Origin of the sequence: Tranquillimonas alkanivorans (assembly GCF_900115595.1) — a bacterium.
Taxonomy (GTDB): Bacteria; Pseudomonadota; Alphaproteobacteria; order Rhodobacterales; family Rhodobacteraceae; genus Tranquillimonas; species Tranquillimonas alkanivorans.
In genome coordinates, this window is sequence record NZ_FOXA01000036.1 from 1 (window position 1) to 12,125 (window position 12,125).

General features: G+C 68.8%; 12 protein-coding genes. 8 read left to right on the forward strand and 4 right to left on the reverse strand.

The genetic code is table 11. The features are described 5' to 3' along the window. Both BM162_RS19925 and BM162_RS19930 read left to right on the forward strand, forming a co-directional pair. A partial coding sequence (locus tag BM162_RS19925) for an aldehyde dehydrogenase family protein (RefSeq protein ID WP_143096163.1) occupies positions 1–519 on the forward strand: 519 nt, incomplete at its 5' end. Positions 520–524: 5 nt separating this feature from the next. After that, positions 525–1,421 (forward strand): 2-oxo acid dehydrogenase subunit E2, encoded by an 897-nt coding sequence (locus BM162_RS19930; protein ID WP_093425405.1) that lies wholly within the window; start codon positions 525–527, stop codon positions 1,419–1,421. Positions 1,422–1,682: 261 nt separating this feature from the next. Here the strand turns inward: BM162_RS19930 and BM162_RS19935 are convergent, their stop codons facing one another. Continuing rightward, positions 1,683–2,162 carry a c-type cytochrome gene (locus BM162_RS19935; RefSeq protein WP_093425406.1) on the reverse strand — a complete coding sequence of 160 codons (480 nt, stop codon included), beginning with the start codon at positions 2,160–2,162 and terminating at the stop codon, positions 1,683–1,685. Positions 2,163–2,232: 70 nt separating this feature from the next. Then, on the reverse strand, positions 2,233–3,642 hold the full coding sequence (locus tag BM162_RS19940) for a PQQ-dependent sugar dehydrogenase (RefSeq protein ID WP_093425408.1): 1,410 nt from the start codon (positions 3,640–3,642) through the stop codon (positions 2,233–2,235). A gap of 141 nt (positions 3,643–3,783) precedes the next feature. Between BM162_RS19940 and BM162_RS23000 the strand changes: the two genes are divergently transcribed. The 4 genes from BM162_RS23000 (at position 3,784) to BM162_RS19960 (ending at position 7,712) form a co-directional block, all read left to right on the forward strand. Next, entirely contained in the window at positions 3,784–4,407 is a 624-nt protein-coding gene (locus tag BM162_RS23000) for a tetratricopeptide repeat protein (protein WP_218153147.1), read from the forward strand. An 88-nt stretch (positions 4,408–4,495) separates the two neighbouring features. Continuing rightward, positions 4,496–5,698 (forward strand): 3-dehydroquinate synthase, encoded by a 1,203-nt coding sequence (locus tag BM162_RS19950; RefSeq protein WP_093425409.1) that lies wholly within the window; start codon positions 4,496–4,498, stop codon positions 5,696–5,698. Continuing rightward, the gene (eboE, locus tag BM162_RS19955; protein WP_093425411.1) at positions 5,695–6,867 is read left to right on the forward strand and encodes a metabolite traffic protein EboE; all 1,173 of its coding nucleotides are present in this window, start codon (positions 5,695–5,697) and stop codon (positions 6,865–6,867) included. Before BM162_RS19950 ends, eboE begins: the two co-directional genes overlap by 4 nt. After that, positions 6,777–7,712 (forward strand): UbiA family prenyltransferase, encoded by a 936-nt coding sequence (locus BM162_RS19960; protein WP_093425438.1) that lies wholly within the window; start codon positions 6,777–6,779, stop codon positions 7,710–7,712. The genes eboE and BM162_RS19960 overlap by 91 nt, the downstream gene beginning before the upstream one ends. A gap of 3 nt (positions 7,713–7,715) precedes the next feature. On the opposite strand, the gene BM162_RS19965 is transcribed toward BM162_RS19960, so the two are convergent. Then, positions 7,716–9,101, reverse strand: coding sequence for an alkaline phosphatase family protein (locus tag BM162_RS19965; protein ID WP_093425412.1), 1,386 nt, complete (start codon positions 9,099–9,101; stop codon positions 7,716–7,718). 76 nt (positions 9,102–9,177) lie between these two features. Here BM162_RS19965 and BM162_RS19970 point away from each other — a divergent pair, with 76 nt between their 5' ends. Continuing rightward, a complete protein-coding gene (locus tag BM162_RS19970; RefSeq protein ID WP_093425414.1) occupies positions 9,178–10,029 on the forward strand; it encodes an EboA domain-containing protein in 852 nt (283 codons plus the stop codon). Next, positions 10,029–10,946, forward strand: a complete 918-nt coding sequence (locus tag BM162_RS19975; protein WP_093425415.1) for a TatD family hydrolase — start codon at positions 10,029–10,031, stop codon at positions 10,944–10,946. The genes BM162_RS19970 and BM162_RS19975 overlap by 1 nt, the downstream gene beginning before the upstream one ends. Positions 10,947–11,060: 114 nt before the next feature. Here the strand turns inward: BM162_RS19975 and BM162_RS19980 are convergent, their stop codons facing one another. Then, positions 11,061–12,113, reverse strand: coding sequence for a LacI family DNA-binding transcriptional regulator (locus BM162_RS19980; protein ID WP_245759357.1), 1,053 nt, complete (start codon positions 12,111–12,113; stop codon positions 11,061–11,063). Positions 12,114–12,125 lie beyond the last annotated feature (12 nt).

Below are 12,125 nucleotides of genomic sequence, written 5' to 3' on the forward strand. Positions count from 1 at the left end.
GCCGCCATGGGCGCGCTGAAGATGGGCGACGGGCTCGAGGACGGCGTGGACGTCGGCCCGCTGGTCAACGCCGCCACCCGCGACAAGGTGCAGGCCTTCGTCGAGGATGCCGTCGCCAAGGGCGCCAAGCTGCGCCTGGGCGGCCAGGCGCCCGAGGGCAAGGGCTTCTTCTATCCCCCCACGGTGCTGACCGACGTGCCCGAGACGGCCGACTGCGTGCACGACGAGATCTTCGGCCCCGTCGCCGCGCTCCAGACCTTCACCGACCAGGATGACGTGATCCGGCGGGCCAACGACACCGAGTACGGGCTGGTCGCCTATGTCTTCTCGGGCGACTTCAGGCGCGGGATACAGGTGTCGGAGCGGCTCGACTACGGCATGGTCGGGCTCAACCGCGGGCTGGTCTCGGACCCCGCCGCACCCTTCGGCGGCTCCAAGCAGTCGGGCATCGGCCGAGAGGGCGGGCACGAGGGCATGTTCGAGTTCATGGAAACCCAGTACATCTCGGCTGAGTGGTGAGCGGTATGGACAACGTGAAAGCCAGCCCCTCGACCCGCGCCTACGCGGCGCAGAAGGGCGTGGACCTCGTCGCGCTGGCGCGCGAGAGCGGGCGAGAGACGCTGGGGCGCGAGGACGTGGATGCGAAGCTCGACCGGAAGTCCGTCGCGCCTGCCGCCCAGACCGGAGACGCCGTGCGCTACTGGGATGTCGACCACGCGGCGTTCGGCCCGGTTGAAGAGCAGCCGATGCCTCGGGTCGCGCGGGTTGCGGCGCAGAACCTGGCCGCCGCGCAGGCGCTGATACCGGCAGTAACGCACCACGACCGGGCGGACGTCAGCGCGGTCGAGCGGTTCCGTGCCGCCATGAAGGACGAGGCCCGCCTGCGCGGCGTCCGGCTGACCGCGCTGGCCTTCCACGTGAAGGCGCTCGCCCGCACGCTCGGCGCCTTTCCCCGGTTCAACGCGTCCCTCTCGCACGACGGCGAAACGCTGATCCTCAAGAAGTACGTTCATGTCGGGATAGCCGTCGACACGCCGCACGGCCTGATGGTGCCGGTGATCCGCGACGCGAACCGAAAAGGTCTCTGGCGCCTTGCGGCCGACATATCGGAGCTCGCCGGAAAGGCGCAGGAGCGAAAGCTGAGGGGCGAAGAGATGGGCGGTGCCTCGATGACCATCTCGAACCTCGGCGGCATCGGCGGCACTGCGTTCTCGCCCATCGTGAACCCGCCCGAGGTCGCGATCCTGGGCCTCACGCGCACCGAGACGGTGACGGTCTGGGACGGCGACGTGCCGCGCCCGGTGCCAATGGTGCCGATGGACCTGAGTTACGATCACCGGGTCATCAACGGAGCCGATGCTGCGCGTTTCCTGAGCCACTACGCCAGCCTGATCACCGACCCGCGGCGCATGCTGGTTTGATCTCGTCAAGGTGAACCGGAGCCCGGCTGCCGCAGAAGGAGAGTTGGCGCTGGCAAGCGCTACGCCACGGCGTTTCGTGGCTTGGTCCATTTCTGTGGCCAGCTCCGACGCTCTCTCCCTCGGGCAACCCGCGCGAACTCGCGCTGTTCAAGGTGGCCATCGACACTTAGCTCCGCGACAGTGATCCCGTCGGGCCCAAGGTCGCCAATCTCGCCGTTGGCAGACCGTCTGCGCGAGCGCGTCGCTGGAAGATCGCCCATCCTATTCCCGGAACGTGTCGACGTAGGCCATGACCTGGAGGATCTCGTCTTGGGTGATCCTGCGGCCGAACGCCTGCATCGCTCCGGCGCCGCCGCCATAGATGATCTCGAAACGACCGACGTCGGTGTCCGTGCGCGCGCGTAGCCAGTCGTCGTCGTCCAGGCTGGGCCCGATACGACCGCTGCCGTCGGCGAGGTGACAGGCCTGGCAGAGGCTGCGGTAAAGGTCCTCGCCCGCCGCGATGGCGTCCGCGTCGCCGGAATACGGGTTCTCACCGGTTTCGTGGAATTGCTCGACCGCGTCGGTGAGCTCCTGGTCCGGCATGTACTGGAATTCGAGGGGTTCATCCGTAAGCGCGTCGCGAAAGACGATCTCGCCGTCCTTCGTGGGGATGTCGGTCTCGTCCTGCGCCACGGCCGGCGCGGAGAGAAGAGAGGCGGCCAGAAGGCCGAGGGCGAGTGTGCGTCCGCGAGGGGTCATTCATTTCTCCGAAGTCGGGAAGTATCTAGTCTCCGGGCCGCCGGCACAAACCGGCGGCCCGGAGAGCGCGTTACTGAACAGTGCGCGCCAGAGTGGCACCCTCCGGCGCTTCGCCCGCGGGCATCACGCGCCAAAGGCTTCCCGGCGGGTTCGCGTCGGGCCCCTGGTCGGCGAGGTAGAAGTTGTTGGCGTTGACGGCGAGCACGTTGTTGTCCTCGTCGTAGCCCCCGGCGGTGAACTGCATGCCGGTCTGCATCATCTCCTGGAACTGCCACTGCTCGCCGTCCCAGCCCAGGCCGAAGACGCGGCCCGTGCACCAGTCGCCGGCGAGATATACGCCCTCCATCCCGCCGTAATTCGCCACGCCGAAGCCCTGGACCGAGCAGCCGCCGTCGCTGGTCTCCTCGGCGCCGGGATAGGCGGTGGAGTGCGGATACATCGCCGCCGGCAGCACGCCGACCACCGCGCATTCCTGCTCGGCGGGATCGCCGGTCATCGGGTGGCAGAACGCGGCCTCCATGTCCGGCCAGCCGTAGTATTCGCCGCCCTCGGATGACGCGGGCTGGAAGATGATCTCTTCCCAGTGGTTCTGGCCCACGTCGGCGATGAACAGGTTACCGGTCTCGGGATCGAAGGCGAACTCGTACGGGTTGCGCACGCCGTACGACCAGATCTCGGGCTCGGCCTTGGTGCGGATGCCCGCGAACTCCTCCTCGGTGATGCCGAACAGGACCATGAGCTGCTCGGCCGAGGCGGCGCGGAACGGGTTGTCCTCGGGGATGTCATAGGCGCGGTAATCCTCGACGTCGACATCGATCCGCAGCATCTTGCCCAGCGGCGTCGACAGGTCCTTGCCGGCCTGGAGCGGGTCGCCTTCCCAGCCCCCGTCGCCCGAGCCGATATAGAGGTATCCGTCTGGTCCGAAGGCGATCTGGCCGCCGTTATGGTTGTAATACGGCTGTTCGATCCGCATGACGACCTTGGCCGTCTCGTTGATCCGGTCGGCCGAGATCGCGTTGTCGCTCGGGTTCTCGGCCGTCACCCGCACGATCATGCCGTCGCCATTGAAGGGCAGAGAGGCGTAGTGCAGGAATACGTGCCCGTTCTCGGCGAAGTTCGGGTGGAAGGCGATGGAATAGAGGCCCTGCTCGACGAAGCCGGTCTGCACGTTCGTCCCGAGCGGGTTGATCTGGGTAAGGTCGATGTACGGCTCGTCGGCCACGTTACCCTCGCCGTCTACCACCTTCACGCGGCCCGCGCGTTCGGTGACGAAGATCCGACCGCTGCCGTCACCGGCATTGGCGACGTTGGTGGGATCGGCGAAGCCCTCGGCCACCTGGACCAGTACGATTTCGGGGTTGCCGGGCAGCGTGCCGCCGGGCTGCGCGACCTGGTCGACGGTTTCGGGAACGGTCTGTGCGAAAGCGGCGCCGCCGAGGCAGAGCGGGATGACGGCGGCGGCGGTCAAAAAGCGTTTCATAGGAAAATTCCTCCCTTGCAATGCAGTGCCTGCGGCATAGCTGCCGGAAAAACGTGGCACATGACCCTCATGACTCGCAATATCGTTAATCGCTGCTCTGATGTTGTGAAATATTTCTGCGTTGCAGCAGCTTGGGCGTCCGTGCCGCCCGTCGCCGAGGCAGGAACCACGGGCGCGGCGGCGCTGTGCGTTCCCACCCTTTGTGACGCCGTCCCGCCGGAATTCGACATCTGGGACGAGGCGCGCCGGCTTCGCTATGGCTACGGCATGACGGCACGCGACGAGGTGGCCGTGCGCTGGTTCCGCCGCGCCGCTCGCTCGGGCGACGCCCGAGCCATGCACAATCTCGGCCTGATGCTCTTGCGCGGGCAGGGGGTGCAGGTGGACCGGGCCGAGGCGTTGCGCTGGCTCGAGGCGGCCGCGGCCCGCGGCGTGGCCGAAACGGCGCTGGCCTTGGGCAACCTTGCGCGAGCCGGCGGCGACGACGAGGCGGCCGTCGGCTACTACCGCATCGCGGCCGAACGCGGCGACGTGCGCGCGATGCACGCGCTGGCCAACATGCACGCCACCGGACGCGGTGTCCCGCTGTCACGGCGCCTCGCGTTCTTCCTGTACGAGGCCGCCGCGCGGCGGGGTCATCCCGCAGCTGCGCGGGCGGTCACCCCGGCGGGCGCGCGGCTGTCCGAGCTGGAGCGGGATGCGCTGCGCCGGGCGGCCGACGACTGGAGGCCTGGCACCTCCTTCCCGTCGGCGCACATGCGCTGACGCATTGCCCGCTCGGGGCAAACCTGCTTATCGTTGGGTAAATTAGTCGACGGCGCTCCGCACGGGATGTCGGGAGAAGGATTGTTCGATGACGCGACCCGAGGCGATTTCCGCCCCCGCGTGCCACGGCACGGTGCACTGGCAGCGCTTCACGGTCCCTTACGAGTACCCGGTGGTCTTCACTCGCGACGTCTTCGCGCCCGGCGCGCGTCCGCTGGCGGAGGTCATCGCGCGGGCCGAGCCGAGGAAAACCCACCGATGCCTCGTGTTCACGGATGCAGGTGTTCTTTCGGCGCAGCCGGACCTCGAGGCGCGGGTGCGCGCTTGGTTCGACTCTCAGCCGCGCATGGAGCTTGCCGCGCCGATTGCCATTGTGCCGGGGGGCGAGGCGATCAAGCGTGAGCCAGGGCAATACGAGGCGGTGCAGGAGGCGATCCACCGGCACGGCATCGACCGTCATTCCTTCGTCGTCGTCATCGGCGGAGGTGCGGTGCTGGACGCGGTGGGGCTGGGCGCGGCGGTGGCGCATCGCGGCGTGCGGCTGGTGCGGGTGCCGACAACGGTGCTGTCGCAGAATGACTCGGGCGTCGGCGTGAAGAACGCGGTCAATCTGAAGGGCTACAAGAACTTCACCGGGACCTTCGCCCCGCCCTGGGCGGTGGTGAACGACTTCGACTTCCTCGATCACCTGCCGCGACGAGAGCGGGTCTCGGGCATCGCCGAGGCGGTGAAGGTCGCCCTGATCCGCGACGGCGCGTTCTTCGCATGGCTCGAGCAGAATGTCGGACGTCTCGCGACCTTCGAGCGCGAAGCCGAGGAGTGGATGGTGCGCCGCTGCGCCGAACTCCACATGGCGCAGATCGCCCACGGCGGCGATCCGTTCGAGATGGGCTCGGCCCGGCCGCTCGATTTCGGGCACTGGTCGGCGCACAAGCTCGAAACCCTCAGCGGGCACGATGTGACGCACGGTGAAGCGGTCGCCATCGGCATCGCGCTCGACACCCGCTACTCGGTCCTCGCCGGGCTGTTGCCCGAGGGTGCGGACGACCGCGTCGCGCGCCTGCTCAAACGCCTCGGGTTCCGGCTGTTCCACCCGGCGCTCGTGACGCCGGCGGCGGACGGGCGACCGGTCCTGCTGGCGGGGTTGGACGAGTTCCGGCAGCACTTGGGCGGCGAACTGACCGTGACGCTGCTCAAGGAGCTTGGAACCGGCGTCGAAGTGCACGAGATCGACCCGGATCTGGTGGCCCGTGCGCTCGACTGGCTGACGCGGCAGGAGGCGACAGGGTGAACGAAATCCTGACCTACTGCCTGAACATCCATCCGACCGAGACGTGGGACGAGGTGCGCGCCGCTCTGCTCGGCCCCGTCCTTCACGTGCGCGACGGCATCGCCGGAGACGGCGCCTTCCCCGTGGGGCTGCGCTTCTCGGGCCGGGCGCTGCACGACCTGCGCGCGCCCGAGGCGCGGGCGGAGTTGAAAGACATCCTGCACCGCGAGCGGCTGCGCGCGGTCACGGTCAACGGCTTTCCCTACGGACGCTTCCACGGCACCCGCGTGAAGGAAGACGTGTATCGCCCCGACTGGCGCGAGGAAGAGCGCGTCGCCTACACCTGCGAGCTCGCCGACCTGATGGCCGAGATCGCGCCGGAGGGCGAGGGGGTGAGCCTGAGCACCGTGCCCGGTTGCTTTCGATGGCTGTCGGAGGGGCACGAGGAGGCGGTTGCCGAGAACTACCTTCGCACCGTGGCGCACCTCGTCCGGTTGGAGCGGCGCACAGGCGTGACGGTCGCGCTGGCCATCGAGCCGGAGCCTGCCTGCATGTTCGAGACGATCCAGGAGACGGCCGGCTTCTTCAGCAATCACCTGCTGTCGGCCGCGGCCGCGGAGCGGCTGGCGGCGCTGACAGACCTCGGCGTGGGCGAGGCGCGCGCGGCGCTGCCGCGCCACATCGGGCTGTGCTACGACGTCTGCCACGCTGCGGTGGAGTTCGAGGACCCCGCCGACAGCCTGGCGATCCTGCGCGAGGCCGGCGTGCCGGTCCACAAGCTGCAACTCAGCGCTGCGCTGCGGGTGCCGGAGGTGACGCTCGCCACGCGGGAGGCGCTGGCGAGCTTCGACGAGCCGACGTACCTGCACCAGGTCATCTCTCGCCGCGGCGACGGGCCGCTGCACCGCCTGCCGGACCTGGACCCGGCGCTGGCGCGCGGTTTCGAGGCGGACGGAGAGGAGTGGCGCGTGCACTTCCACGTCCCGGTCTTCCTCAAGGACCTCGGCGCGTTCGAGAGCACCCGTGACTTCTTGGACGAGATCCTGCGCCTGCACCGGCAGCGCCCGATCTCGCCACACCTGGAGGTGGAGACCTATACATGGGACGTCCTGCCCGACCGACTGCGGACCGAGCGCATGGAAGAGGCCATCCTGCGGGAGCTGCGCTGGGTGACCGACCGGCTGGCCTGAGCGCCGGCACGATCCTTCGCCTCGGGCGGGTGTCGAACCTGCCGACCGTCTGGACCAACGCGCTCGCAGGGGCGGTGCTAGCAGGCGGAGCCGCCGTGGCGGCGGGGCCGGTGCTGGCGGCGGCGGTGATCCTGAGCCTGTTCTACGTCGGCGGCATGTGGCTGAACGATGCCTTCGACGCCGAGATCGACGCGGCGGAACGCAGCGCGCGACCCATCCCCTTGGGCGAGATCGGGCGCGGCACCGTGTTCGCCGTGGGCGGCGGACTGCTGGCGCTCGGCGTGCTCGCCGGGTTCGCCTCCGGCCCGGCGGCGGGCACGGCTGCGCTGGCGCTGGCTGGGGCGGTGCTGCTCTACGACTGGGTGCACAAGCGAACCGTCCTGAGCCCGGTGATCATGGGGACCACCCGTTTTCTCTGCTACCTCTTCGCCGCGCTGGCGCTCGGCCCGCTGCCCTGGCCTGTCCTGGTCGGCGCGCTGGGGCTCTTCGCCTACGTCGTCGGCCTGACCTATGCGGCCAAGCAGGAGGCGTACGATCGCCTCGACCGCGCATGGCCGCTCGCCGTGCTGGCGCTGCCGCTGGTGATCGCAGTGATCTTCGCAAGCGGCAGCGGGCTGGGGCTTGTCGTCTGCGCCGGGCTCGCCGCGGTCATGGCGGCGGCGCTGCGGCTCCTGTTCCGCCGGGCGAAGGGCGACGTGCCGAAGGCGGTGGTCACGCTGATCGCGGGCATCTCGCTTTACGACGCGGCGCTGGTGGCGTCGGCGGGTCTGCCCGTCCTCGCGCTGCTGGCGGTGGCGGCGTTCGGTCTGACGCTCCTGCTTCAGCGGGTGGTGCCGGGAACCTGAGCGTCAGTCGAAGACGTGGCGCAGGACCAGTGACTTGAAGTCGATCGCCCGCACCGGCGCCTCGGGCATCAGATCGGCCTCGGACGAGATGACCAGCGGCCCCTCCGCCGGGTCGTCGGTGATCCGCCCGTGCGTGCCCTTCACCAGATGCGTGGCCGAGGGCGAGATGATGTCGAGGAGTTGCCGGAAGCCGGCCTTCCGCTTGGCCAGCTTCAGGCCGGCGGCCAGCTTCGGATTGCGGATCTCGGGATCGACGAACAGCTCGACCGGGTCGTAGCCCGGCTTGCGATGGATATCGACCGTGCGGGCGAAGTCCGGTGCCTTCTCGTCGTCCAGCCAGTAGTAGTAGCTGAACCAGCGATCGGCCTTCGTCACCGCCACCAGCTCGCCCGAGCGCGGGTGATCCAGCCCGTGCGCCTTCTTTCCCTCTTCGTCCCAAACCGACTCGACGCCGTCCAGCCCCTCGACCAGCGCCTTGACCTCGGGGATGCGCGCCGGGTCCGCGACATAGATGTGGGCGATCTGGTGATCGGCCATGGCGAACGCCGCGCTCGCGCCGCAGTCGAGGATTTCCCGACCATGCTCTTCGGGCCGGACAGCGATCAGACCGGCCTGGCGCAGGGCGCGGTTGATGTGGACGGCGTCGGTGGCCTTGGTGATCCCGTACTCCGAGACGACGACGATCCGGCGGCCGGTGCGGTCTGCCTCCTCGATCAGTTCGCCGCACAGGGCGTCGATCTCGCGCAGATCCTCGCGCAGGCGCGGGTGATCGAGGTCGGGGCCGAGCCGCTGAAGGTTGTAATCGAGGTGCGGCAGGTAGGTCAGCGTCAGCGTCGGGTCGCGCGTCTGCATCACATGCAGCGTCGCCTTCGCGATCCAGTCAGACGAGGTGATGTCGGCCAGCGGACCCCAGAACTTGAACAGCGGGAACTGGCCCAGCTTCGCGTCCAGCTCGTCGTGCAGCGCATGGGGATGGGCGTAGTGGTCGGGGATCTTGCGCCCGTCCGCCGGGTACATCGGGCGCGGCGTCGCCGACCAGTCGGCGGTGGAATACATGTTGTACCACCAGAACATCTTCGCGCAGGTGAAGTCCGCGTCGCGCTTGCGGCCAGCGTCCCAGATCTTCTCGCCCTCGACCAGGTTGTTGGGCTGCCGCCAAAGCAGCACCTCGCGCAGGTCGCGGAAGTACCAGCCGTTCGCAACCGCGCCGTGGCCCAAAGGCATGAGCCCGGTGACCAGCGTGGACTGCACGGTGCAGGTAACGGCGGGCGTGACCGTGTCCAGCGGCCTCAGCGCCCCGCGTTCGGCCAGCCGCTGCAGGTTCGGCGTGTCGCGGCCCAGAAGGTGCGGGGCCAGGCCGACCACGAGGATTACCAGTGTCTTCTGCATCGCTGCACCGGGCTTGGGAATCGTTGCAACTGAAAGTGTTAACCGTATCGTTGACGTAACGATAGGGAGGGATGCCATGCCGTCTGCGACCGAGGTCCTGCGCGACGTCGTCCTGTCGCGCGCGGGTGACGAAAGCGAGTGGGTGACGGCGCAACTGGCCGCGCTCGGGCAAGGCGCCCCCGAGCGCGACCTGCACATCTTCCTCGGTCTCGCGCCCCGGCGGTTGGGCAAGGCGGACCTCGATCCGACCGAGGACGAGCGCACGGCGGCCGAGGCGGCGCGGCCGGGCTGGAGCCTCGACGGTTGGAGCGTCGACGGCGCGGCGCGGGTTCTGGCGCTGCTGGTTCACGCCGGGCAGCGTCCTTTCGCGGAGCGGTTCAAGGACCTCCGCCGCACGGCGGACGCGGCCGAGATGATCGCGCTCTATCGCGGCCTGCCCGTCTATCCGGAGCCCGAGACGCTGCATTTCGAGGCCGGCGAGGGCCTGCGGTCGAACCTCAAACCGGTGTTCGAGGCCATCGCCCACCACAACCCGTTTCCGCGCGACCATTTCGACGAGCATCGCTGGAATCACATGATCCTCAAGGCGCTGTTCGTCGGCAGCCGCCTGTCGCCCGTCGTGGGTCTGGACGAGCGTGCGAACCCCGAGCTGGCCCGCATCCTGCGCGAATTCGCGCATGAGCGCTGGGCCGCCGGGCGTCCCGTAACCCCGGAACTCTGGCGCTGCGTCGGTCCCTTCGCCACCGACGGCGCGGCCTTGGCGGACCTGGAACGGGCCCTGTCGGAAGGCGGCGCCGGAGCGAAGGGCGCGGCGCTCGCGCTCGCCGCCTCGCCCGCGCCCGAAGCGCGCCGGATGATCGAGGGCCGGCCCGAGGCCGACGATATCGCGGCCGGACGGCTGGACTGGACGACACTGGAGGCCGCCTGATGTACATCGACCCGCACGCCCACATGATCAGCCGGACCACCGACGACTACGAGGCGATGGCCGCCGCGGGCGTCGTCGCGCTGATCGAGCCCGCCTTCTGGATCGGCCAGCCCCGCACCTTCGTCGGCACCTACGTCGATTACCTGTCATCCATCGTCGGGTGGGAAAGGTTTCGCGCCGGGCAGTTCGGCATCCGCCACTACTGCACGATCGGCCTGAACTCGAAGGAGGCCAACAACGAGGAACTGGCCGAAGGCGTGATGGAGTGGCTGCCCCGTTTCGCCCTGAAGGAGGGCGTCGTCGCCATCGGCGAAATCGGCTACGACGAGCAGACCGAGCTTGAGGACAGGTACTTCCGCGCGCAGCTGGAACTGTCGAAGGAGCTGGCTCTGCCGGTAATGGTCCACACACCGCACCGCGACAAGAAGCGCGGCACCTCGCGCTCGATGGACGTGATCGAGGAGCATGACATCGATCCCTCGATGGTCGTCATCGACCACAACAACGAAGAGACGGTGGCGGAGACCCTGCAACGGGGCTTCTGGGCCGGCTTCTCGATCTACCCTTCCACCAAGATGGGCAATCGCCGGATGGTGGAGTTGCTGAAGCAATATGGTGGCGAGCGGATCATCGTCGACAGCGCCTGCGACTGGGGCATCTCGGATTGTCTGGGCGTGCCCAAGACGGCGAAACTGGCGCTGGAAAGCGGCATCGCGGAGGAGACGGTGCGCCAGGTCTGCTACGGCAACGCGCTTGCCGCCTACGGCCAGAGCGGGCAGATGCGCGAAGAGGATTGGCTGAACCCGCCCCAGATCGACCAGCGCACCCTCTACGAAGGCAACTCGATCCTGCGCGGCGGCCGCGAGCCCGTGATCGGTGGCGCCGCGGCCCGCAGGAGCGGCCTGATCATCGAGTGACCTCGGACTGGGAGAGGGAGGACAACGGCTTCGGGGAAGAGATGAGCTGCGTCGACCGGCGGTGGGCGGCGCGCTGAGGCACGCGTCGGTACCTCGCCTGTTGACGGCGGCGGTTCAGGCCGAGCGGCGCCGCACGATCTCGAAGCCCAGGTCCGTCACCGGTTGCGGCGGATTGCGCCCTTCGAAGCGGTCGAGCAAGGCGCGCGCGGCCGTGAAGCCGAGGGCGGCGCGGTCGACGCGGACGGTCGTGAGCGCGGGCTCGGTATAGGGCGCGAAATCCTGGTCGCCGAAGCCGATAACGGCGATATCCCGCAAGGTCGACAGGCCACGGGCCTGCGCCTCGATCAGCACGCCATGGGCCAGCAGGTCGGAGCTGCAGAAGATGACCCCGCGCGTGAACTCCTGCTCGTCGATCAGCCGCCTCAGGCCCTCGCGCCCGTTGGCGAGGCTGGCCGCGTCATCGAAGTCGACCTGCGCGACCTCCGAGCCGGTCCGACGCAGGAACTGGTCGGCGAAGGCGGCCTTACGCCGCAGTGCCCGCTCGTCCCCCGCCGACACCGTGCCCGCCGAAGCGTAGCCGGCATCCGCCGCGAAGTCCGCGACGGCGCGGCCGGCCGCGACGTGCGAAAAGCCGACGCACAAATCGATGGGCGAGTCGGTGGTGTCCCAGACCTCGACCACCGGGATGCCCGCGCCCAGCAGCATCTTGCGGGCTTGCGGCGAATGGTGGATGCCGGTCAACAGCACGGCGTCGGGACGCCGGGACAGGTGGGTCGCGATCAGTGCCTCTTCCTCCTCGAGCGAGACGCCGGTGCTCGAGAGCAGGATCTGGTAGCCTTCGCGGCGCATCTCCTCGCCGAACGCGTTCACCATCGTCGAATAGACGATGTTGGTGATCGAAGGGACGAGAGCCGTGACCAGCTTGCTCTTGCTCGAGGCCAGGGCACCGGCCAGCGCATTGGGGACGAAGCCCGTGACCTCGATCGCCTCCCGGATCTTCTCAAGCGTCTTGGGGGACACCTTGGAGGGATCGCTGAGCGCGCGCGAGACGGTGACCTGAGACACGCCGGCAAGCCGGCCCACGGCCTCCATCGTCACGCGGCTCTTGCCGTTGCGACCAGCCTTCGCCGGCCGCATCCTGTCCTGGGTCTCGCTCATCGGCGGCATGATGGGTTCTCC

Excerpts from the sequence above, each read along its gene's own strand:
- BM162_RS19930 (WP_093425405.1), top strand. The coding sequence starts at position 525 with ATGGACAACGTGAAAGCCAGCCCCTCGACCCGCGCCTACGCGGCGCAG.
- BM162_RS19935 (WP_093425406.1), bottom strand. The coding sequence starts at position 2,162 with ATGACCCCTCGCGGACGCACACTCGCCCTCGGCCTTCTGGCCGCCTCT.
- BM162_RS19940 (WP_093425408.1), bottom strand. The coding sequence starts at position 3,642 with ATGAAACGCTTTTTGACCGCCGCCGCCGTCATCCCGCTCTGCCTCGGC.
- BM162_RS19950 (WP_093425409.1), top strand. The coding sequence starts at position 4,496 with ATGACGCGACCCGAGGCGATTTCCGCCCCCGCGTGCCACGGCACGGTG.
- BM162_RS19960 (WP_093425438.1), top strand. The coding sequence starts at position 6,777 with ATGGGACGTCCTGCCCGACCGACTGCGGACCGAGCGCATGGAAGAGGC.
- BM162_RS19965 (WP_093425412.1), bottom strand. The coding sequence starts at position 9,101 with ATGCAGAAGACACTGGTAATCCTCGTGGTCGGCCTGGCCCCGCACCTT.
- BM162_RS19970 (WP_093425414.1), top strand. The coding sequence starts at position 9,178 with ATGCCGTCTGCGACCGAGGTCCTGCGCGACGTCGTCCTGTCGCGCGCG.
- BM162_RS19975 (WP_093425415.1), top strand. The coding sequence starts at position 10,029 with ATGTACATCGACCCGCACGCCCACATGATCAGCCGGACCACCGACGAC.
- BM162_RS19980 (WP_245759357.1), bottom strand. The coding sequence starts at position 12,113 with ATGCCGCCGATGAGCGAGACCCAGGACAGGATGCGGCCGGCGAAGGCT.